Raw genomic sequence first — 21538 nt, 5'->3', positions numbered from 1 at the left:
AGCCCTCCGAGCGGACCGTCGGCAGTATCGAAGGGTGGTTGTCGGGAGCGCCACAGAGAGGCACCAACTTCGAGGCCGCCGGGAGGCACCCAGGTACTCTGACGCCCGACCCGCCTGCTCGGGGACCCCGCCGCCGGAATGTTAGAGGACTTGCCGTGACCGATCAGCCTGCTGAGACGACGCCGTTGCGCGTAGCGATCTATGGCAGCTGCGTGGCGCGCGACTCCGTGGATCTCGCCGGTGGTTCCCGTCTGATCGTCGCCGACTACGTCGCACGTCAGTCGCTGATCTCCGCCGGCCAGGATGCTTCGGTGCGATTCCCTGAGGATCCCCAGGTGTCCTCGCGGTTCCAGCGCCGCATGATGGAGGCCGACTTCGCCGGCGACCTCGAGCGTCGCCTCGAGAAGATCGCGCCGAGCGCGGACCTGCTGCTGTGGGACCTCACCGATGAGCGCCACGGCGTGCACGTCTTCGACGATGACACCGTCGTCACGCGCAGCATCGACGTCACCGCCGTGCCCGAGGTCCTGGAGGCCGTCGACGGGGCCCGCCATGTCGCCTTCGGCTCCGATGAGCACTTCGCGCTCTGGGCTCCGCGTGCTGAATCCTTCCGCGACCGTCTGCGTGAGCTCGGCCTCTTCGAGAAGACGATCGTGCTGCAGGTGCCGTGGGCACTCGTGACCGTCGACGGCCGCGAGACGCCGCTCAGCATGGGTACCAGCGCGATGGAAGCCAACGAGGCCTATCGGCGCTACTTCGACCATTTGCGCGATCTCGGCTTCACCCTTCTCGAGCTGCAGCCCCTGGGTGTGCTCGCTGACCCCGGGCACCGCTGGGGTCTCGCCCCGTTCCACTACACGCAGGACGTGTACGAGGAGATCGTGGCGCGGGTCCTTGCGGCCCGCGAGGACACGTCGAGCTGACCGGCCCAGGCGCAACCGTGCGCCGAGAGGTCGGCCTATCGCGCCGGCTCTCTGCAGGCACCATCGCTCATGCGGGGCCCGCACCCCGCAGGAACTGATCGGTGGCCCTGTCCGTGAGCTCGTCGAGCAGCGACACATCGACCATGTCGCCATTGATCAGTGTCGCGATGCCCTGCATCGTCGCGACCAGCACGATGCTCACCTGCTCGGGATCCCCGGGCGCCACCTCCCCGGATTCCTGCCCCTGGGTGATCAGGCCGAACATCAGGGTGAAACCGGGCTCGGCGGCGGCGCGCACGTCCTCGGCGCCCTCACGATGCTTGCTGGAGAACATCAGCTCCAGCAGGGCGGCGTTGTCAGTCGCGAAGCGCACGAAGGTGTTCACAGTGGCGCGCAGCCGCGCGGGGAAGTCCTCGTCGGCGCCGTCGAGCGTGCGTCGAACCTGAGATTCCAGGCGTTCGAAGCCAGTGATCGCCAACGCGTCCAGCAGCGCCTGCCGGTCGCGGAAGTGGCGACGCGGCGCCCCGTGACTCACGCCGATCCCGCGGGCGAGCTCACGCAGCGAGAGCTCCTCCTGCCCCTGTGTGCGCAGGGTGGCCTCGGCGGCGCCCAGCAGGGCGTCAAGGAGACTTCCGTGATGGTAGGGGCGCGCTGCCCTCCCTCCAGGCCGCCGTGGCAGACCTCCCCGGGAACAGCTACCTCGGTCCTCGCGGCTTCCTGCAGGGCCGCGGTGCGCCGGGGCCGGTGGGCCGATCCCGGCGCGCCTCCGACGGGGCGATGGCCCGGCGCCTGTGGTCGCTGTCGGAGGAGCTCACCGGCGTGACGTTCCCGCTCACTGCGGCTGCGGATGCGGATGCGGATGCGGAGGCGCCGTCGGCGTCCATGGACAGGGACGGCCAACCGATCACTGAAGGATGAGCACTGAGAGCTCTGCCCGGTCGTCAGCGGGCGCCATGCCGACGGAGGACCGTCGCGTGGCCCTCGCCCGCGGCGGAGCCGCTAGGAGCGGTAGGCGGCGATATAGCGGTCGAAGTCCCAGGCCGGGTTGGTCTGATTGCCGTCGAGGAACTTCTCCGCCGCCTGCCGACCGCTCCGGTACAGCAGCTCCCCGTCCACATCGCTCAGGTTGAACTGCGTGGGGCGCACCGCCGCGGTGTCGATGAAGATCGTGCGCGCCACCGAGTGCGAGGCGTCGATGTGCATCCGGTCGTAGAAGCCGGTTGCCGTGTTCAGAAGAGCCTTGGCGAAGGAGATCGGACCCGAGATCTCGTTGGCGACCCCGAAGTCCGCGTCGGGCCTCGCCGAGAGCTTGATGCCGAAGGTGGGCCACCGCGGGACCTGGCCCGGCGGAAGGTCGAACACGGAGACCGGGAAGTTGGAGAGCAGCCCGCCATCGACCAGCCAGGCCGGACGGCCTCGCCGGGTCTTCCACTTCGCCGGCCGGAAGACGACGGGGATCGACATCGAGGCGCGCACGGCATCGACCACGCGCAGCTGCCCCGGCGTGAGGCCGAAGGCGTCGGCGTCCTGGGGCAGTAGTCGCAGGCGGCCCGCGGTGAGGTCCGAGGCGGTGACCACGAGGCGTGAGCGCTGCTCAGCGGTCAGGGCGCGCACCGGGTCCGGATCCCCGTACTCCAGGTCGGCGAAGGTACCGGTTCGATAGGTGGCGCCGTGGGCGGCGAGCTGCTCCTCGAGCCAGGTCGTGAGGTAGGTGCCGCGGTGGATGCCGTTGCGCAGCAGGATGCTGAGCGCCTTTCCGAGCAGGAACCGGGTGTAGAAGGGGCCGTCCTCGAACCGCGTGTAGTCGGTCTCGCGCAGGATCTGTGCGAGCTGGGTCCCCGAGACCCCTGCGGTGATCAGGGCACCGACGATCGCCCCGGCAGAGGAGCCGGCTACCCGGTTCACGCGGTAGCCGCGCTCCTCGAGCACTTCGATCGCGCCGGCCAGGGCGATGCCCTTGACGCCGCCGCCCTCCAGGACGAGGTCGACCCGCCGACCCTCTGCGCCCTCTGCGCCCTCTGCGAGGGAGGACGGGGGCTGGGCGGTGTCCATGGGATCACCCTAGATGACCAGCTGGTCCGCCCGGGGCTCCGCGCGGGAACGGCCGGTGCACTGCCCGCGGCACTCAGCCCGCGGAGCCGCCGGGGGAGACGGTGGAGCGGGGAGTGCGATGCGCGGCTTCGATGAGCGTCAGGACGTCGACCGAGTCCTGCGGGTCCACCGGGACCGGGGAGCCGGTGCGAAGGGCGTCGGCGAGCTCGCGGTAGTAGCGGCCGTAGTCCCCGGTTCCCGGGGGAGTACGGGTCACGTCGGCGCCGGAGCTCAGTTCGCCGCGGGCCTCCTCGGACTCGTGGCCGAACCCCGGAGCGTCCGGGAGGGTCCCGGAGCGCAGTGCCGCCTCCTGAGGATCCTTGCCGACGGTGCGCCAGGCGCCCCGGTCGCCGGAGACCTGGAATCGAGGACCCGGCAGGGCGGACAGGCTCGACATGGTCAGGTGCGAGGTCACCCCGTCGGCATGCGTGAGGATCAGCTGGGCCACGTTGGCCGGGCCCGTCGGCCGAGAGGCGGTGCCTCCGGCGGGGGACTGGTCCGCGGCGGATCCGGCGGTCCTCACGGAGGCGAGGAGCTCGGAGACGGGGCCGAAGAGCTGGATCGCCTGATCGATGAGGTGGGGACCGAGGTCGAAGAGGATCCCGCCGCCCTCGGCGACCGGGGTCTGCGCCTTCCAGCTGCGCTCGCCCGCGGGCTTCCACCACTCGAAGCGGGACTCGAATGTATGGACCCTTCCGAGGTCGCCGGTCTCGACAAGGCCTTTCAGGGTCAGGAAGTCCGCGTCGTACCGGCGGTTCTGGAAGACGGACAGGCGCCGCCCCAGGGCGTGGGCCTCGGCGATCAGCTCCTGGCCCTCGGCACTGGTGGGGGCGAACGGTTTGTCGACGACGACGTCCAGGCCGGATCGCAGGGCCGTGCGGGCCAGTGCGACATGGCTGGAGGGCGGTGTGCAGACGATCACCAGATCGAGGTCCGAGGCATGGGCGCCGATGTCACGCGGGTCCCCGATGATCCGCACGCCGGGGTGGTCCTGCTCGGCCTGAGCGGCGCGCTCGGGATTCGAGGTCGCGACGATCGTGACCTCGTAGGAGGGATCCACGCCGAGGAAGGCGCCGTGGAAGAAGCGGCCGGCGACCCCATATCCCAGGATCGCGGTGCGGAGCGGTGACTGGCTCACGACAGACCGATGAGCTTCCCGCTCCTGGAGAGCTCCGGATCCGTGCACGAGGCGAGGTCGAAGCAGCAGGGGCGTCGGCTGCCCTTGCGGAGCTTGTCGATCGACACGTCCACCCTCTTCGCGCGGGTGCTCTCGTTCTTCGTGGCGCCCACCCAGCGCACCCACTCCCAGCGGGCCATCGGGGTGATCGAGTCCCACTGGTGCTCGACGTCATCCGCGCTCTCGAGCGCCGCGCCGAGATCCTCGGGCACCTCGGGCTCGGGCCACTGCGAGGCGGTGGTCAGGGCGAAGGAGATGCTCGTCCCGTCGGCCGCCCCGAGCGCGCTCACGAGCTCCTCGTCCAGCGAGATCCAGTGGCCCTTGCGGCCGTCGGGCTCCAGGACCAGCTCGACCTCGTGATCGTTCAGAGCTCCCACCATCGCGACCTGGCCGCGGGAGGGGAGCTGCTCGCTCGCGGCCTCCGGCAGGGGCGCGATGAGGCGGCCGTTGATCGCGAGCACGGTCGCGGTGCCCTCGATGGTGACGGTCTTCTTCACAGCCATGGGCGCTCCTCGGGACGTGATCGGATGGGGACTCTGCCCAGTTTACGAGGTGCTCACTCGCAGGGCAGACCGTCGATCCGTCGCTCGCGAGCGCGGCCCCGCGGGTCGCAGTTCGACGTACGCTTCGCCGGGCCCTGCGGCCCGGGAGCGGTTCCCGATCCGGGAATTCGATGGCGGCGTCGCCCGGGCACGCTCTACGGTGCCTCCATGACGTCAGCCGACTCCTCTCCTGCGGCGCTCCCGGGACTCTCCGCCCTCGACGGCGGCAGGGCGATCCTGCTGGTCACCGGACCACCGGCCGCGGGGAAGTCCACGGTGACCCGGATGCTCGCCGGGACGCTGAACCGTTCCGCCCTGCTCGACGGCGACTTCGTGGCCCGGCTGGTGGTGAGCGGCTACGTGTGGCCGCTCGGCGAGCCCGCCGAGGAGGCTAGGCGGCAGGTCGCCCTGTGCAACCGGAACCTCTGCGACCTCGCACGGAACATGGTCGGCGCCGGGATCACCCCGGTCATCGACTGGATCGTTCCCGACCGGGAGCAGTTCGACGTGTTCTCGAGCGCGCTCGGGGATCTGGGTCTGCGCACCGTGGTGCTGGCCCCCGACCCCGCCGCCTGCGTGGAGCGGAACCTGCAGCGGGACGAGCGGGCCCGGTTCGACTTCGACGACCACGCGGGCCTGCTCGCACGGATGGGGGAGGCGTTCGGGGACGACGCGCTCTGGGTCGGCTCCAGCCGCCTCAGCGCTGAGGAGACGGTGGACCTGATCGTGGAGGAGCTCGGCGGTCAGGTGACGGTCGCCCGCCTGGAAGACTGCCCCGCAGAAGTGCCGCGACACTGAGCTTCGACGCTGAAGCAGCGGCATCGGAGGAGCTCGGTGCCCGCGCCCCATGCTCGGCCCTCGGGCGTTCGGGAGAGGCACACAGGTTCATCCTCGCTCCGGGGCGACGTCAGGCCACTCGCTGGAGAGATAGGCCTCGATCGCGCGGTTGCGGAAGGTATAGATATTTCCGCGACGGATGATTTTGCGGTTCGTGTCGAGGCGCTGCGAGGTCGGACCGGCTTGTGTCGACTTCTCGAAGCCCATGGACGTCGCGATGTTCTTCAGGCTGCGCTTGTCGGGCGGCAGGTCGATCATCGCCTCCAGCATCTCCCGCTCCCGCTGGGGGAGTCGCTCGATGATCCGCTCAACGTGCCCTGCGGCCTCGTCGCGGGCTGTCTCTGTCCACCCCGTGATCACCTGGTCCCGGGTGATCACGTCGGTGCTGCCCGCATACCAGGCCTTCTCTCCCGCGAGCTGGAAGAGGAACGGCTCGCCCTTGCATAGCTCGAGGATCTCGTCGCGAGCCGCTGGCTCCATCGTCACCCGGCCGGTGCCACCGGCATTGTCAGGCACTTCCCAACCGGAGAGGACGAACGGCTGCAGTGCTGCTTCGAGCGCGTCGTCCCCGAACGACTCGAGCGTCGTGGTTGCGAACCGGCGGGCGAAGGTCGCACCTCGCCGAGCAGAGCTCATGTCGGCGAAGTCTGGCAGCCCGGTGAGGTAGACCGAGATGGGCAGCCGTCGCTTGACGAGGAATCCTCCTGGAGCCTGGACCTCGACCTCCTTGACCATCGCATCGCCCAGGGCGATGAGGAGCTGGGAGAGGACGTGCTCGTCGGAAATGTTCTGAACTTCGTCGATGTGGATCAGCGCGACCACGTCCCCGCGATTCATCGCAGCGATCCCGATTTCGACGAGCAGCTCGGTGAGCGAGGTGAAGGGCTCTGGCCCGTCCGCCTCGCGGAGGCTGAGGCCGACTCCCTTGACGGAGATGTCCGAGACCCGCCGGAACAGGTCGTCGAGGCGCTTCTCGCGTGCCGTCGACAGGCCCGCTTTCTTCGCGAGCTTGAGCAGCGCCGCGGCAACGATCTTGAGCGGATCTGCCTTCGAGGGGATGCGCAGCTGGGTTGTGACCCAGTCCCCGTGCTCCGCTGCATCTTCGGAGATCTTCGTCAGCAGACTCGACTTCCCGACCCCTGGTTCGCCCAGAATGGTGCGCCCTCGCTCCGGTAGCCCGGAGACCCGTCGAGGTCGCACGATGTCACTCCAGTCGCGGAGCTGAACCTCACGGCCGGCCCAAATCGGCGGCACCACGTCGGCGTGCGGGCTGAAGGGGCAATTCACAGAGGTGCGCATGTTGATAACGTTATCAAAGCACTGCGTCCGCGATAACGTTATCAACGGTGTTCCACGGCTGTGGTTCGGTGCCACCCTCGCAGCTCACCCGGCGCCCTGGTGCTCAACTTTGTGACGGACACGAACTCGGACGAGGACATTCCGCAGGAGAGATCGCGCCGCAGGGGCGGCGGAGCACCGCTCGCAATGTGCGGCGATGTTCAGTCCCCGGGCCACTCCCCGAAGACCTTCTCGAAGGCGCGGGCACCGCCGCGGTCCACGAGTGCCTTGACGGTCGCATAGAGGGCGCCCTGGATCGCCGCGGCGATCACGATCTCCCGCAGCGGGAACTCGGACTCGAGCGCCTTGGGGGTGTCCTCGGGATGCTGCGGGGCGGCGCGCTTCCAGATCTGCTTGAACAGGATCCCGGCGACCGCGCCGCTGGCGACGCCGCTCAGGAGCCCGATGGGACGGTAGAGGATCTTGGCGGAGGTGCTGGTGGTCTTCTCATGGGCCATGGTGGGCTCCTCGAGGTCTCGGCGGGAACGTCAGCGGCGGCGGTTCGCCAGGAGTGAGACCGCGGCGATCAGGAGGCCCACGGTGGCGCCGCCCGCCGCCCACAGCACGGAGCTCGGACGCCCCAGATCATCGGTGGCCGCATCGCGTGCCTGGTCACGGGCCTGGGCGACGGAGGAGCGGGCGGACTCGCGAGCCTGCTCCGCCTGCCCCTGCAGCCGGGCCTTCTGCTCGTGCGCGCGGGCCTTGAGCTCGTCGACCTGCTTGTCGGCCTGCGCCTTGGGGTCGAGCTTGTCGGAGAGCGCGCCGACGGTGTTCGCCAGATCGCGACGCGTGCGGGCGATGTCGGTCTCGATCTCCTCGGGCGTGGCATCGCCGGACGGCTCCGGGACTGCCGTGCTGGGCAGGCCGGTCTCCGTCTCGGGAGGACGGATCGGGCCGGAGTCGGGGCCCCCGGGTCGGGCCGCGTCGTTCGCTGCGTGGGTCATCTCAGATCCTTTCCTTGATCTCGTCCGCGTCCCGGCGCACGGTGGCGACGGTCCGCTCGGGCGTCGGGGTCAGGCCCTCGGTCTTCTTCTTGCCGATCAGGGCGGCGATGCCCGCGATGAGGAAGATGACGACGGTGACGATCAGGGCGGCCGCCCAGGCGGGCAGGAAGAGCGCGAGCACCAGGATCGCGGTGGCGATCAGGGAGCCGAGCCCGAACCAGGCGAGGACGGCGCCGGCACCGAAGAGGCCCACGGCGGTCCCGCCCTGCTTGGCCTTCTGGGTGTACTCGGCGCGGGCGAGCTTCAGCTCGTCCCGCACGAGACGTGCGGTCTGCTCCGACAGGCGATCCACGAGATCGGCGACAGAGGGGTCTTCCGTGGGACGGGGGTTGCTCACGAGTGCTCCCTTCGGACTTGCGATGGCCGGTGGCATGCACGTGCCGGCGACCCGGACGCCCGACGGGCACGGAGCCCGCCGACGGCCCCAGCCTAGACATGCCCTTCTCCCGTGCTCCAGGGGATCGGGCACCCGGTTCCTCGACGACGACGCATGACCTGTATCGATGGCGTGAACTCGCAGGACCCACCGGTGCTCGACCAGCCGGTCGTGACGGTCCACCCGGAGCGGGTGCGAGCGGTGTCGGGTGATCGGGTCACGCTCTGGACCCGCCGTGACCTGCGCACCCGGTCGCAGTACGGTGTCCGGACCGATCCTCCTCGTCCTCTGCACTCATTCCTCTGCACTCATTCCTCCGCACTCACTTCTCGCACCATCGCTCGCCCCCTGTCCTCGCCCCTGCGCCGCTCCCGCCCGAAGGACCCCCGTGCCCGTTCAGATCGCCGTCGCCGCTGCGCGACGCGCCGCCCCGGACAGGCGGAGGCCGGCATGATCACCACCGCCTCCCCGCGCCCCCGCCGCTTCGGCCCCCTGCGCGACAAGCACTCCCGCCCGTACCTGATGACCGCCGGGCTCTCGATGATGGGCGACAACATCGAGCACGTCATCACCTACTGGGTGCTCTGGCAGACCTTCCACTCCCCGTGGCTCGTCGGCTTCCAGGTGATCAGCCACTGGCTGCCCTTCCTGCTGCTGTCGGTGCTCTTCGGCGGCCTCGCCGAGAAGTACGACTGCCGGCGCATCATCCAGATCGCGCAGGGGCTGTTCGCGTTCGTGTCCCTGGGCTGGGGCGTGCTGTTCCTGACCGGCAGCCTGGAGATGTGGAGCGCCTGCGTGCTGCTGGTGCTGCACGGCTGCGCCGGCGCCCTGTGGGGACCGGCGGAGCAGCTCATGCTCCACGACTTCGCCGAGCCGCGCGAGCTGCCCAGCGCGGTGCGCCTGAACGCGACGTTCAAGAGCCTCGGCGTGCTGGCCGGGCCGGTGGTCGGCTCCGTGCTGCTCCTGCTGCTCGGGCCCACGTGGGGGATCTTCGCCAACATCGCCTTCTACCTGCCGATGACGCTGCTGATGATCCGTACGCCGTTCACGGGGCACTCCCGCAGCGGCCTGGTGATGCGCGAGCGGATCTCGATCCTGGACACCCCGCGCGTGCTGCGCACCGTCGCCGGGGACACGGTGCTCGTGGGCATGATCGCGCTCGCCGGGCTGATCGCGGTGTGCGTCGGCTCCTCGCTCACGGTGTCGATGCCCAACTTCGCCGACGCCCTCGGCGCGGGGGACGAGGGCGGCCTCGGCTACGGCCTGCTGCTGTTCGCCAACGGGATCGGCGGCGTGGTGGGCGGGTTCCTGCTCGAGGCCACCGGCATCATCAAGGCGGACGTCAAGGCCGCCGTGGTCGCCGCCGTGATGTTCGGGCTCACCAGCCTCATCGTGGCCACCACCTCGCACTACGGGATCGCCGTCGCCGCGCTCGTGGTGGGCGGCGTCGCGAACCTCGCCGCCACCTCGGTGGGCCAGGCGATCGTGCAGCTGCGCGCCCCGGCGGACCAGCGCGGGCGCGTGGTCGGGGTCTACGGGATGATCGGCAGCGGCATGCGCACCGGCAACGGCATCACCCTCGCCGGGCTCGGCGCCCTGGTCGGGGTGAGCGGCGCGGTGGCCGTGGGCGGGGTGGGCCTGATGCTCGGGGCGCTCGTGATCGCGGTGCTCACCGGGATGCAGACGGCGCGCAGCCGACGGGCCTGACCGGTCTGGGTGCCTGACCGGTCAGCGGTCCTCAGCGCACGGCGGGAGAAGGAGGACGGTCGTCCCGCTGGTCCGCGGTGGGAGTCAGCGGTGGGTGCGGCGACGCCCGGCGATCCAGAACGCGATGCCGCCGAGTCCCAGGGCCAGTGCGGCGAGAGCGGCCGGGATCGTGGCGTTGCTGCCGGTCTCGGCGAGGCCGCTGTCCGAGCCGTCGGAGGCCTCGGAGCCGTCCGCGCCGCCCGACGAGCTGCCGTCTGACGAGTTGCCGCCCTCTGCGGAGCTGCCGTCGCCCCCGGTCCCGCCGCCGTCCGTGACGCCACCGTGCGTCCCGTTCAGGAAGGTGCCGATGCGGAGCACCTGATCGATCAGAGCCTGCTGCGAGGAGTCTGCCGAGGAGGAGTCCTCGGCGTCAGAGGACTGCGAGTCGGAGGCATCAGTCGGCTCGGCCGAGCCCGCTCCACCGGCCGACGGGGCCGGCTCGTCGGACGCGGTGCTCTCGCCGGACGGCGTGCTCTCGCCGGACGGATCAGTAGTGTCCGGCGGCGTGCTCTCGTCGGAGGGCTCGCTCGGGGCGACGGGCGATGGGGTCGGCGCATCAGGACCGAGCGTCCCCGCGGAGCCAGGCTTCTCATCGTCGTCCTGCTCGCCGTCGTTCCCGGCGGAGGGGTCACCCTGAGAAGGCGTCGTCTCCTGGTCGTCGGGCTCGGTGGGTTCGTCCGTCGGCTCCTCTGTGGGCTCCACGGTCGGATCCGCCGTGGGCTCGCTCGTCGGCTCCTCGGTGGGTTCCTCTGTCGGTTCCTCGGTGGGTTCCTCTGTCGGTTCCTCCGTGGGTTCCTCTGTCGGCTCCTCGGTGGGCTCGTTCGTCGGCTCCTCCGTCGGTTCCTCGGTGGGCTCGTTCGTGGGTTCCTCTGTCGGCTCCTCCGTCGGTTCCTCGGTGGGCGTGGGCTCGGGGGCCGGCTCTGCCACCGAGAACGATCCGCTCACCTGCGTGCCCTCGACGTCGATCAGGAACTGGTAGTCACCCGCGACCTCGGGGGTGTACGCCGTCGAGATGCTCTGGGCTTTGTCCGAAGAGACGTCCAGGGTGGTCCCGCCGCCGCCTTCGGGCGGAATGATCGTCACCGTCCCGCTCTTGTTCTCCCCGAAGCACTCGCCGGTGATGGAGACCGTCTCGCCGAGGTCCACGCTCTGCGGGGAGGCACCGGCGCTGGGTGCCTGACACACGACGGGCGGCGTCACCGGCGCGGTGCCTGCGGCCGGCGCGGCGAACGTCGCCGACGGCATCAGGGCGCACGAAGCGACCAGCACCAGGCCCGCACCGAGACCGGTGGCGGCCGAGCGTTGACGACTCGTCACAGAAAGACTCCTCGGAAGACATGGACAACCCGTCATACTCTAGAGCGAGGGCACTCTGTGGTACGCCCAAGCAGGTCACATGGCCCGGCAAATTCTTCGTGAAGAACCCGGCAAACGGCGACCGATCGAAGGAGCACGCAATGATGCAGGACGACGCACCCGGACCCGGCCCGGAGGACGACCGGAGCACGGACCGAGCTCCTGCGGTCCCCACGGCCCCGGCAGCCCCTGCGGCTCCCACGGCGCGAAGAGCCCGAGCGACCCGCGCCGATCCGGGCACGGGCAACCCCGCAGACGCCCCTGCCGGCATCCCGGCCGACATCCCCGTCGACGGCGCTCCCGCCAGCGGCATCCCCGCCCTCACCGAGGCCGAGGCCCGCGAGATCGCCACCGAGGCCGAGTCCGTGATCAGCGAGATCGCCACGGTGGTCGAGGGCAAGAGGGAGGTCGCCCAGACCTCGCTGCTCGTGCTGCTGGCCGGCGGTCACCTCCTCATCGAGGACATCCCCGGCGTGGGCAAGACGATGCTCGCGAAGTCGCTGGCCGCGGCGCTCGGCGCGAAGCGCCACCGCATCCAGTTCACCCCGGACCTGCTCCCCGGCGACGTCACCGGCGCGAGCATCTTCAACCAGGCAACCAGCGAGTTCGAGTTCCGGCCCGGCGCCGTGTTCACGCAGATCCTGCTGGCCGACGAGATCAACCGCGCCTCCCCGAAGACCCAATCCGCCCTGCTGGAGGCGATGGAGGAGCGTCAGGTCAGCGTCGACGGCACCACCTACGAGCTCGAGGAGCCGTTCATGGTGGTCGCGACCGCGAACCCCGTGGAGATGGAGGGCACCTACCGGCTGCCCGAGGCCCAGCGCGACCGCTTCCTCGCCCAGACCTCCATGGGCTACCCCGTGCAGTCGGCCGAGACGCGGATGCTCGCCGCGCAGGCCGGGCCGGTCCCCGTCGGCGACCGCGACGTCCTGGACGCCGTGCGCACCCGCACCACCCCCGAGCGGATCGCCGCCCACGTCCGCGCCGTGCGCCGCGTCCACGCCTCCGAGGTCATCCTCGACTACGTGGTGCGCCTCGCGGCCGCCACCCGCTCCCACCCGCAGGTCACGCTCGGCGCCTCGCCCCGCGCCGCCGTGCACCTGGTGCGGGCCGCGAAGGCGCATGCCGTGCTCGACGGGCGCACCTTCGTGGATCCCGAGGACGTCCGGTCCGTGATCATGCCGGTGTGGCGCCACCGCATGCACCTGACCCCGCAGGCCCTGTCCCGTGGCGCGAGCGCGGGGGAGCTGGTCGACCAGGTGCTGCGGAACACCTCGCAGACGTGACGCCGCGACCCGGGACGGTCCTGCGCCCCACCGCGCGCGGCATCGCCGTCGCGGTCCTGGCGCTGCTGTGCTGGGTCGCGTCGGACCTCACCCGTGTCCTGCCCGCCCGCTACATCGCGGCGGCCCTGCTGCTGGCGCTGCTGATCGGCGCGATCGGGATCGGGATCTCGAGCATCGGCCTGCGCGCGCGCCGCCAGGTCATCGACGATGCCGTGCCCGTCGGCTCCGTGGCCCGCGTGCAGCTCGAGATGCTCACCCGGGCGCTGCTGACCGTGATCCCGCTGGCCCGCGGCGCCGTGCGCGAGCATCTCCCCGCAGCGCTCGGCGGCCAGGGCGATCTCCCGCTGTCCCGGCGGATGCCGCACGTGCTGCGCGTGGCCCACCGGGGATCCCATCCGCTGGGCCCGTACAGCGTCATCGTGCGCGACGTGTTCGGCCTGTTCCATCTGCGCCGCACCGTCGACGACGGCCTGCAGCTGACCGGCCTGCCCGTGGTCGCCGAGCTCGCCCCCGGCTCCGAGCGAGCCACCGGCATCACCCGTGACGGGCCGCTGAGCGCCCTCTCGTCCCCGGGCGTCGGCGAGATCGGGCCCATCGCGCGCCCCTACGCGGCCGGGGACGACATCCGCCGCATCCACTGGCGGGCCAGCGCCCGCACCGGCCGGCTGATGACGCGCGAGGACGAGCCCGCCGCCGGGCACAGCGCCGTGATCGTGCTGGACACCACGCGCCGCGAGGACGTGGGCCCCGAGATCGAGGACCGCCTGGTCTCCCACGCCGCCACCGTGCTCGAGAGCCTCGGCCTGAACGGCTGGGACGTGCGCATCGTGGATGCCTCCGGCGACGAGATCACCCGCAGCGGCCGCCGCCGCGGCATCCCCGGCCCCTCCCCACTGGGCAGCGAGGCCGACGCGGTCGAGTCCCGCGCCTCCCTGCTCGCGCTCGCCGACGTCGACTTCGATGACGACGAGGTCTCCACCCTGGGCGTGGGCGTCGACCACGCCGCCGGGCACACCGCCCTCGCGATCGCCCTGGGCCCGGACGTCGGCGACCCCTTCTCCGGCCTCGAGCTGGACCGCTTCGCCGGCCGCGCCGCCCACCGCACCGCGATCGCCCTGCGGCCCGCCCTCGAGGACGAGGATCACCCGACGCCCCGTCGGGCCCGCCGCATCGGCCCCGCGGACGGCGACGACTTCGGGCACGCCCACGAGGAGCACGCCGAGAAGCTCGCAGCCGCCCGGCAGGCCCTACACCCCACCCGCTCGATGCTCGGCAGCTGGACCCTGGTGCGCGGCACCACCGCGGACACCCTCGACGGCCTGCTCACCGCGGGCGATGCGGAGGAGCCGGCCGCCGGCGCTGGGTCGGCGACGGCGGGGTCGGGCGCCTCGACCAGCGCCGTCTCGGGCTCGGCCTCGGGGTCGACGAGGGCGGGGGCGCAGTCATGAGCCCACTGATGGGACGCCCCCTGCTGCAGGGCGGGGACCTGGTGGGTCGTTCCCTCCTGCTGCTGGTCGCGATCCTGCTCGCGTCCGCCCCGTTGTCGATGCTGCTGGCCGGCTCCTCCTGGTTCATGCTCACCCTGACCGCCTCGACCCCCGTGATCGTCACCGGGATGGTGCTGCGCCAGTTCCTGCGCCCCCCGCTGCTGGTGCCCCTCGTGCAGATGCTGGTGGTCGTGGTGCAGCTCGTCGTGGTCGAGATGGGGCACGGCCTCGTGGACCTCGGTGACGGACCGCTCGCCCTCGTGCAGGCCCAGGCCTCGATCTTCCCGGGCGCCTTCAACGAGCTGGCCGGCGGGATGGCGCCGCTGACCCTCGGCTCCCGCGGCACCGTGGTCGTGATGCTCGTGCTCGCCCTCGGCGCCCTGCTGCTGGACCTCGTGTTCGTGGACCTGGGGTGGCACACCCCCGTGGGCCTCGCCCTGCTCGGATCGTTGCTGATCCCGGCCCTCCAGCAGCCCTCCGGCGGCGCCTGGTGGACAGTCATGGGGCCGGTGGTCGCCGGCCTGCTGATCCTCGCCACCCGCACCGTGCACTCCGATCCGCGGTATCTCGAAGGGGACCGTCGGCCCCAGGCGGGCCCGCTCACCAGCCCCGCCCGCGCGACCGGGGCGGCCGCGCTGTGCGTGCTGCTGGTCGCCGCGCTCACGGTGCCCGTGGGGCTCGCGCTCCCGAAGGTGGCCCCGACGAAGGTCGCCCTGAACATGGACGTGATCAACCAGTGGCAGAACCGCGACTTGCCGTCGCTGGGCCCGGTGATGATCGACGACGACATCTCCGTGCGCCGCTCCCTGCTCCAGCAGCGCGACGTCGAGGTGCTGCGCTACTCGACCTCCGCGGAGGAGCCGTCCTACCTGCGCCTGCGCACCTTGAACAGCTTCGACGGGGAGACCTTCCGCAACACGGCCGACGAGGGCGGAAGCCCCGCGATGGGGGTCGGCGCGTACTCCGACGCCTCCGACGGCACCGATCCGGCCGCCGGGAACGACGCGGGCCTGCTGCGCACCGAGTTCCACGTGCTGGACCTCGCCGGTGACCGCCTGCCCGCGCCGGAGCGGATCCGCGGCATCACGACGGACGAGGCGGACATCTCCCGGGACCTGCAGCTGAAGCCGACCAGCGGGGAGATCGCCCTGCGCGGGGTGCGTGCCGATCTGAGCCGGTTGGACTACACCGTGCTGACCGCGCCGGAGAACGCCACCGCCGACCAGCTGCGCGGCGTGGACCCCGCCGTGTTCGAGCAGCCCTTCAACGCCGGGTACATCTCCCGCCAGGACGTCCCCCAGATCGCCCAGGACCTCGCCGTGGACGTCGCCGACGAGGCCGGCGCCGACAACGCCTTCGACACCGCCGTCGCCTACCAGGACTACTTCCGCAGCGAGTTCGCGTACTCCCTCACCGTGAACTCCCCGCCGGGGGAGGACCCGCTGGAGTCGTTCCTCGCCGATCGCATCGGCTACTGCGAGCAGTTCGCCGCCACCTTCGCCCTGATGATGACCGCGCAGGGATATCCCACCCGGGTGGCCATCGGCTTCACCCCCGGGAAGCAGGACGGCGACGAGTGGTCCGTGAGCGCGAAGAACGCCCACGCCTGGCCCGAGGTGTGGTTCGGGGCGAGATACGGCTGGGTGCGCTTCGAGCCGACGCCGGCCGCCGCCGCGAACGGGGTGACGCCTCCGGGGATCACCTCGGACAGCTCCACTGCGCAGGACGAGCAGCAGCCCTCCGAGGAACCCAGCGACTCACCCACTCCGGAAGAGGAGACGACCCCGGCCAGCGAGGACCCCACCACCACGGATGATCCCGAGGAGACGACCGACGCCTCGGCCTCCGACGGCGGGGGAGCAGTGACCAACCCCGTGACCGTGAAGCGGGTGGAGAGCGGGCTGTTCACCGGCCTCACCATCGGATTCCTCGTCGCCGCCGGCGGTGCGGCGGCCGTGGTGCTGATCCGTCGTCACCGCGTGACCCTGCGCGATGAGCGGTGGAACAGCCTCGTGCGCGGGGGTGGTGAGGGCGGTGCTGGTGACGGCGGCGGCAGCGGTGGAGGCGGCGGTCCGGGCAGCGGCGGTGGCAGGCTCGATGCCGCGATCGTCGCCGAGCGGGAGCGGCGTCGCGCCGGCGAGCTGGCGTGGTCTGAGCTGGGGCGCGAGCTGACGGTGCGCTCCGTCGCCATCCGCTGGCTGGGCTGGACCGGCGCCTGGAGCGCGCCGCCGCGGCTCCTCGCGCTCGACGGCGCCCTGCCCCCTGCGCGCGCCCTCGGGGACCTCCTGGACCAGATCGACGAGGGTGATGTCGAGGTCACCGACGAGCATCGCGCCGCTGCCGCCCGTATCGCGTCCGCCTACACCGCCGCTCTGTACGCCGCGCCCCTCCCGGAGCCGGCCTCGGTCGGCGCCCCGCCGGCGTCGAGCAGCCGCGTGGTTGGCGACGCGTCCCCGCATGCCCCCGAGCCTCACCTGGACGATCGAGTGCGACCTTCGGGCGGTCGTGACGCCTCGATACCCGCGCCAACGTCGCACTCGACGAAGGCTGGGGCTGGGGCTGGGGCTGGGGCCGGGACCGGGACTGGAGCCGGGGCTGGGCCTGTGGTTGGGGTCGCGCCGGGTGAGCCGACGCCGGAGATGCCCGCCCTGCGCCGGGACGCCGATCTGCTCGCCACCCTGATCCGCAACGCTCGCTGACTCCCCGTCACGCGTCCAGGACGTACTCCCTTTCCTCGAGGTGGTCGAGGGCGAGCCGGGCTGCTCCGAGGGGGACGACGTCGTCGCCGAGCACCGACAGGGCCACCTCGGGGACATTGATGCACATCGTGCTCAGGTGCTGGCGGGTGGCGTCGACGAAGGGCTGCCCACCGGCGGTGAACTCGCCGGCGATCACCACGAGCTCGGGGTCCAGCACCGAGACGAGCACGGAGGCGCCGCGGGCCGTGTGGTGGGCGAGGTGATCGGCCAGCTCGGAGGCCTTCTGCTCCCCCTCGGCAGCGGCGCGGAACACCTCCTCAGCGCTGCGGCCGGCCTCCTCGAGCACGGCGGCGGCGTTCCAGGTCTGGTCGTGCAGGAGTCGACCCAGCTCGGCGGCGGCGCCCGATCTGCCGTGATGGGCGCGGCCCCCCAGCAGGATGCCCTGTCCGGTGGGGCGACCGGAGAGGATCAGTGCGACGTCGTTCGCGTACCGCGCGGCGCCCTGCCACTTCTCGCCGAGCGCGGCGAGGGTGCCGTCGTTCCCGGCGACCGCGGCGCTGTGGAACCACGACCCGGTCGTGCCTGCGAGATCGAGCCCGGTCCAGCCGGGGATCTGGCTCGCCCTGCGCACGGTGCCCTGGGGGTCGACGACGCCGGTGGTGGCGACCCCGACCGCCCAGACGTCTCCGGCGGGCGCGGTGGCCCGCAGCGAGATCTCGCGCGCCCTCCGCAGCCTGTCCGGGGCAGGGAGATCACGTGGCGTCGCGGCGTGCTCGCGGGCGATGATGGTGCCGTCGAGGTCGGTGACCAGGGCGAGCACCTGCGTGGGGGAGAAGTAGAGGCCCAGCACGTAGCCGGCGGTGGACTGGAAGCTGTACCGGCGGGCGGGGCGGCCCGATGTCCCGGTGGCCGGTGCGTGCACCTGGACCAGGCCCCGGTCGTCGAGCTCCGTGAACACGGCGGTGAGGGTCTGCCGGGACAGCCCGGTCGCCTGGGCCATCTCCGTGAGCGTCCTCTCGGGACCCGTGCGCAGGGCGGCGAGAACCGTGCTGCGGTTCCACCGTCGCACCAGGGTGGTGTCGGCGCCGGAGGTGCCGGCGCCCGAAGGGCTCGTCGTCATGGAAGGACTTTCTGAGATCGATCGCGGACGGGGCGGTCGGAAGAGCAGGAACGGAGGTCTCGCAGGAGCGGCGGTGGGGCTCGATGTCCGGACTGCGGCGGTCCGTCCGGTCCGCGGCCCTCAGGTCGTTCACGGTACCCGTTGGGTCCCTGGACGCTCTGCCCACTGACGTCGTGCCCTGGGGCGTCGAGTCGTCGGCCGTCGTGCCCGGCAGTCCTGGCCTGCCGGGCACGACGACGGAGGTGGCCTCAGGAACGGCGCTCGTAGGCGGTCTGGTGCGCCGCGACGAAATCTGCCAAACCGATCTGCTCGAAGGTGGCCACGTGGTCGTCCCATTCGTCCAGCGACCGGTCACCCGTGACGAACGCGGCGAGGGATTCCTCGGCGTACTTCGAGATGTCGTTGCCGATCGTGGTGATCTGCTGCGACTCCTCTGCGGTGAAGGTGAACGCGGGCCACACCTCCTTCAGGGCGTACGGCTCCACGACCTTGGATCCCTCGGTGGACTGCTCCGAGGTCTCGACGCCGCGGAACCAGTCGTCCGTGGCCCAGCCCGGGTACCAGCCCCCGAGGTACAGGACGTACGGCTTCAGGGCCTCGTCGACCGTCTTGTCCTCCAGGAGCTCCGGGATCAGCTCGTCACGCCCGTCGACCTCCTCATAGCTCTCGCCCTCGACGCCCAGGAAGAACAGCTTGGCGCCCTCCTCACCGAACCAGAAGTCCATCCAGCGGGCGATCTCGATGGGGTGCTCGGACTTGTCCGTCATCACGAAGTTGCCGATCGAGGAGAGCTCCGACCGCACGGCGTGCCAGGCCGGCTCGTCGCCGGCGTTGCGCACCAATGGCTTGAGCGCGACGTAGTTGTCGCCCTCCTTCCCGAAGTAGCCCGACGGGGTCTGCACCCCGCAGGAGCCCAGCAGCCCCTCGGTCCCGTTCGCGCTGAACGCCGCGGCGTCGGTGGCGAAGATGTCCTGCTGCAGGAGACCCTTGCTGTAGAGGCCGGCCAGGAAGGACAACAGGTCGCGGTACTCCTCGCTGGCCGGGAAGTAGCGCACCTTGCCGTCCGCGTCGAGGTCGATGAGGCCGGCATCGTTGCCGTGGTTCGCGAGGCCGAACGTCCCGTACAGACTCGTCAGGATGGAGCCCATGTCCTGGCCGCCGAGCGGGATCGAGCCCTCGATGCTCGCAGCGACCTCCTCGAGGTAGGCCTGGTACTCCTCGAGCGTCTCCGGGGTCGCCATGCCGAACTGGTCCAGCCAGTCCTGGCGGATCCAGAACTTCGTCTGGTAGCGCAGACCGAGGCTTGTGGGGTCGTAGATGCCCGGCAGGGAGTAGATGTTCCCGTCGGGGAAGGTGAGGCCGGTGCGGAGCGCGGGGTACTCCTCCATCCGCGCCGTCAGGTTGGGCATGTACTTCTCGATCAGATCGTTGAGCGGGATGAACGTGCCCTGCTCTCCGTACTTCGCGATGTCGCCGCTGGGAACCCCCGTGCGGTAGAAGACCTCGGGGTAGTCGCCGCTGGTCAGAAGGAGATTGCGACGCTCGATAGCTGCTTCCTCATTGACCAGGCCCCAGTCGACCTCGATGTTGGTGAGCTCCTGCGTCGTCTGCGCCGCGGCGACCTCGTTCCAGTCCTCCGCCGAAGCGTTGGACCGACGGGACATGAAGGAGATCGTGATCTCCTCCTCGACGATCGGCAGGCCCTCGGGATTGATGTTCTCGTCGGGGTTCTCGATCTTCTCGGCGGTGTCCCCGCCCTCGTCACCCCCGCCGCCGCACGCCGCCAGAGCGGTGGAGGAGGCGAGGACGGCGGAGGACGCGAGGACGGTACGGCGGGTGAACGGTGAACGGGTCATGATTTCCTCTCGAGGTCGTGCAGGGGACTCGTCACGGCCGGGTGGCCTGGGCGGGAGAACGTGGAAGCGGGGGAGCCGTCGGCGAACACGGATATGGACGGGGCGTGGACGGGGTGGGGGAACGCGCGGTGCAGGCACCACGCGGAGACGGCGAACGGGACGCCGACGCCGACGACGGGGAGCAGGCCGGGCCAGCCCGAGACGATCAGCAGCGTCGGCCACCCGATCCAGGCGGCGACCACGACGAGGCTCAGCACCGGCCGGCTCAGCGCGTGGGCGAGCGCCGAGGCGACGATGACGGAGACCCGAGGGCGGGCGTCCGGATCGATCTGCTCGAGGACCCATGGCAGGTAGGGGAGCGACGCGGCCAGCAGGAGCGCGGTGAGCAGCACGATCCCCTGGGTGACGGCCGACGGGATCGGCGGGACCCCGCGGGACATCCACCACGTCACCGCGAGCGACGACGCGAGGGCGAGTGCCAGCAGGCCCATCCCGGCGGACCGGCCCCAGTGGGATCGCCAGTGCGTCCACATGGTGCGCGGCACGTCGACGTCCTGGTCGCCGCGTGCCCAGGCGCTCGCCACCGCATGGGCACCGACGCTCGCCGGCCCGACGCCGAGCACGACCCCGCCCAGCAGCGTCAGCATGCTCCACCACAGGTTCAGCCACACCAGCTGCACGGCGCGATGGACCAGGGCGTCCAGGCCGGCCAGGGTTCGGGAGGCGCTCATCCCTTCACCGACCCGATCAGCACGCCCTGCGTGAAGAACCGCTGGAGGAACGGGTAGATGATCAGAAGCGGCAGCGACGCCACGATCATCACCGCGTACTTGATCAGCGACGCCAGGCGCACCTGCTCGACGATCGAGCCGGCATCACCGCCGCCCCCGCCGCCGACGGACGGGTCCTCGGAGACCACCAGGAGCTCGCGCAGGATCAGCTGGAGCGGGAACTTGTCGCGGTCCGAGAGATAGATCAGCGCCTTGAAGTACTCGTTCCACAGCCCCACGCCGTGGAACAGCGCGAGCGTGACGATGATCGGGGCCGACAGCGGCAGCGCGATGCGGAAGAAGGTCTGCACGTCGTTCGCCCCGTCGACCTTGGCGGCCTCGCCGATCTCCTCGGGCACCGTCTGGGTGAAGAAGGCCCGCGCCACCAGGATCGACCAGGCGCCGGCGGCGCCGGGAAGGATCACGGCCCACATGGTGTCCAGCAGGGCGAGATCCTTGATCAGCAGATAGGTGGGGATGATGCCGCCGGAGAACAGCATCGTGAACAGGATGTACCAGGTCACGCCGGTGCGTCCCGCCATGTGCTTCCGCGACAGGGCATAGGCGCACGGCAGGATCAGGCCCAGATGCACCGCCACGCCCACCAGGGTGTAGACGATCGAGTTGCGGTAGCCGATCCAGATCGCCGCCTGCCCGAACACCCGGCGGTAGCCGTCGAGCGTCACGTCCACAGGCCACAGCCAGACCTTCCCGGTCTCCACGGCGTGGGGGTCGCTGATCGAGGCGATCACCACGAACCACAGGGGATAGCCGATCACCAGCACCACGAACAGCACGAACAGCACGTTGAAGCGGTCGAACCACGCATCGTCGCGGCTGCCCACGGCGCGGTGCTCGACAGGGGACCCGTTGAGGGAGTCGTCGGACGCTGTGCCGCCGGGGCGCAGCTTGGTCGTCGTGTTCATGGGA

At 71.0% G+C, this 21538-nt stretch carries 20 protein-coding genes; 7 read left to right on the top strand and 13 right to left on the bottom strand.

Annotation, left to right across the window (positions count from 1 at the left end):
• Nucleotides 1-155: 155 nt before the first annotated feature.
• Entirely contained in the window at nucleotides 156-923 is a 768-nt protein-coding gene (locus INT49_RS15995) for a DUF6270 domain-containing protein (protein ID WP_193118751.1), read from the top strand.
• 67 nt (nucleotides 924-990) lie between these two features.
• Here INT49_RS15995 and INT49_RS15990 read toward each other — a convergent pair whose 3' ends face one another.
• Nucleotides 991-1536, bottom strand: a complete 546-nt coding sequence (locus tag INT49_RS15990; protein ID WP_226850736.1) for a TetR/AcrR family transcriptional regulator — start codon at nucleotides 1534-1536, stop codon at nucleotides 991-993.
• A 59-nt stretch (nucleotides 1537-1595) separates the two neighbouring features.
• Between INT49_RS15990 and INT49_RS15985 the strand changes: the two genes are divergently transcribed.
• Entirely contained in the window at nucleotides 1596-1841 is a 246-nt protein-coding gene (locus INT49_RS15985; protein WP_193118750.1) for a hypothetical protein, read from the top strand.
• A gap of 81 nt (nucleotides 1842-1922) precedes the next feature.
• Here the strand turns inward: INT49_RS15985 and INT49_RS15980 are convergent, their stop codons facing one another.
• The 3 genes from INT49_RS15980 to INT49_RS15970 form a co-directional block, all read right to left on the bottom strand.
• Entirely contained in the window at nucleotides 1923-2975 is a 1053-nt protein-coding gene (locus tag INT49_RS15980; RefSeq protein ID WP_193118749.1) for a patatin-like phospholipase family protein, read from the bottom strand.
• A 73-nt stretch (nucleotides 2976-3048) separates the two neighbouring features.
• Nucleotides 3049-4152, bottom strand: a complete 1104-nt coding sequence (locus INT49_RS15975; protein WP_193118748.1) for a Gfo/Idh/MocA family protein — start codon at nucleotides 4150-4152, stop codon at nucleotides 3049-3051.
• Nucleotides 4149-4694: a YdeI/OmpD-associated family protein gene (locus INT49_RS15970; RefSeq protein WP_193118747.1), complete on the bottom strand. Its 546-nt coding sequence runs from the start codon at nucleotides 4692-4694 to the stop codon at nucleotides 4149-4151. Before INT49_RS15970 ends, INT49_RS15975 begins: the two co-directional genes overlap by 4 nt.
• Before the next feature lie 207 nt (nucleotides 4695-4901).
• On the opposite strand from INT49_RS15970, the gene INT49_RS15965 reads away from it, so the two are divergent.
• Nucleotides 4902-5531 (top strand): AAA family ATPase, encoded by a 630-nt coding sequence (locus INT49_RS15965; RefSeq protein ID WP_193118746.1) that lies wholly within the window; start codon nucleotides 4902-4904, stop codon nucleotides 5529-5531.
• An 87-nt stretch (nucleotides 5532-5618) separates the two neighbouring features.
• On the opposite strand, the gene INT49_RS15960 is transcribed toward INT49_RS15965, so the two are convergent.
• The 4 genes from INT49_RS15960 to INT49_RS15945 all read right to left on the bottom strand — a co-directional run bounded on the left by INT49_RS15960 (nucleotide 5619) and on the right by INT49_RS15945 (nucleotide 8249).
• Nucleotides 5619-6944 carry an ATP-binding protein gene (locus INT49_RS15960; protein WP_319021661.1) on the bottom strand — a complete coding sequence of 442 codons (1326 nt, stop codon included), beginning with the start codon at nucleotides 6942-6944 and terminating at the stop codon, nucleotides 5619-5621.
• Between the two features lie 125 nt (nucleotides 6945-7069).
• Nucleotides 7070-7366: a DUF4235 domain-containing protein gene (locus INT49_RS15955; protein WP_193118745.1), complete on the bottom strand. Its 297-nt coding sequence runs from the start codon at nucleotides 7364-7366 to the stop codon at nucleotides 7070-7072.
• A 30-nt stretch (nucleotides 7367-7396) separates the two neighbouring features.
• The gene (locus INT49_RS15950; protein ID WP_193118744.1) at nucleotides 7397-7852 is read right to left on the bottom strand and encodes a DUF3618 domain-containing protein; all 456 of its coding nucleotides are present in this window, start codon (nucleotides 7850-7852) and stop codon (nucleotides 7397-7399) included.
• A 1-nt stretch (nucleotide 7853) separates the two neighbouring features.
• The gene (locus tag INT49_RS15945) at nucleotides 7854-8249 is read right to left on the bottom strand and encodes a phage holin family protein (protein WP_319021660.1); all 396 of its coding nucleotides are present in this window, start codon (nucleotides 8247-8249) and stop codon (nucleotides 7854-7856) included.
• 489 nt (nucleotides 8250-8738) lie between these two features.
• On the opposite strand from INT49_RS15945, the gene INT49_RS15940 reads away from it, so the two are divergent.
• Nucleotides 8739-9995, top strand: a complete 1257-nt coding sequence (locus INT49_RS15940; protein ID WP_193118742.1) for an MFS transporter — start codon at nucleotides 8739-8741, stop codon at nucleotides 9993-9995.
• A gap of 84 nt (nucleotides 9996-10079) precedes the next feature.
• Here INT49_RS15940 and INT49_RS15935 read toward each other — a convergent pair whose 3' ends face one another.
• Entirely contained in the window at nucleotides 10080-11351 is a 1272-nt protein-coding gene (locus INT49_RS15935; RefSeq protein WP_193118741.1) for a hypothetical protein, read from the bottom strand.
• A 140-nt stretch (nucleotides 11352-11491) separates the two neighbouring features.
• On the opposite strand from INT49_RS15935, the gene INT49_RS15930 reads away from it, so the two are divergent.
• From INT49_RS15930 to INT49_RS15920, 3 genes are read left to right on the top strand one after another with little or no spacing between them, the layout of a single operon-like run.
• Nucleotides 11492-12676: an AAA family ATPase gene (locus INT49_RS15930; protein WP_226850717.1), complete on the top strand. Its 1185-nt coding sequence runs from the start codon at nucleotides 11492-11494 to the stop codon at nucleotides 12674-12676.
• Entirely contained in the window at nucleotides 12673-14124 is a 1452-nt protein-coding gene (locus INT49_RS15925; protein WP_193118740.1) for a DUF58 domain-containing protein, read from the top strand. The genes INT49_RS15930 and INT49_RS15925 overlap by 4 nt, the downstream gene beginning before the upstream one ends.
• 8 nt (nucleotides 14125-14132) lie before the next feature.
• On the top strand, nucleotides 14133-16862 hold the full coding sequence (locus INT49_RS15920) for a DUF3488 and transglutaminase-like domain-containing protein (RefSeq protein ID WP_193118739.1): 2730 nt from the start codon (nucleotides 14133-14135) through the stop codon (nucleotides 16860-16862).
• 7 nt (nucleotides 16863-16869) lie between these two features.
• Here INT49_RS15920 and INT49_RS15915 read toward each other — a convergent pair whose 3' ends face one another.
• The 4 genes from INT49_RS15915 to INT49_RS15900 form a co-directional block, all read right to left on the bottom strand.
• Nucleotides 16870-17982, bottom strand: a complete 1113-nt coding sequence (locus INT49_RS15915; RefSeq protein WP_193118738.1) for an ROK family protein — start codon at nucleotides 17980-17982, stop codon at nucleotides 16870-16872.
• A 248-nt stretch (nucleotides 17983-18230) separates the two neighbouring features.
• Nucleotides 18231-19838: a type 2 periplasmic-binding domain-containing protein gene (locus INT49_RS15910; protein ID WP_193118737.1), complete on the bottom strand. Its 1608-nt coding sequence runs from the start codon at nucleotides 19836-19838 to the stop codon at nucleotides 18231-18233.
• The gene (locus INT49_RS15905) at nucleotides 19835-20569 is read right to left on the bottom strand and encodes a DUF624 domain-containing protein (protein ID WP_193118736.1); all 735 of its coding nucleotides are present in this window, start codon (nucleotides 20567-20569) and stop codon (nucleotides 19835-19837) included. The genes INT49_RS15910 and INT49_RS15905 overlap by 4 nt, the downstream gene beginning before the upstream one ends.
• Nucleotides 20566-21534, bottom strand: coding sequence for a carbohydrate ABC transporter permease (locus INT49_RS15900; protein WP_193118735.1), 969 nt, complete (start codon nucleotides 21532-21534; stop codon nucleotides 20566-20568). The genes INT49_RS15905 and INT49_RS15900 overlap by 4 nt, the downstream gene beginning before the upstream one ends.
• Nucleotides 21535-21538 lie beyond the last annotated feature (4 nt).

Origin of the sequence: Brachybacterium tyrofermentans (genome assembly GCF_014897585.1) — a bacterium.
In the GTDB taxonomy this organism is placed as follows: Bacteria; Actinomycetota; Actinomycetes; order Actinomycetales; family Dermabacteraceae; genus Brachybacterium; species Brachybacterium tyrofermentans.
Note: the sequence above shows the minus strand (reverse complement) of the source record. Positions and strands in the feature narration are given on the sequence as shown.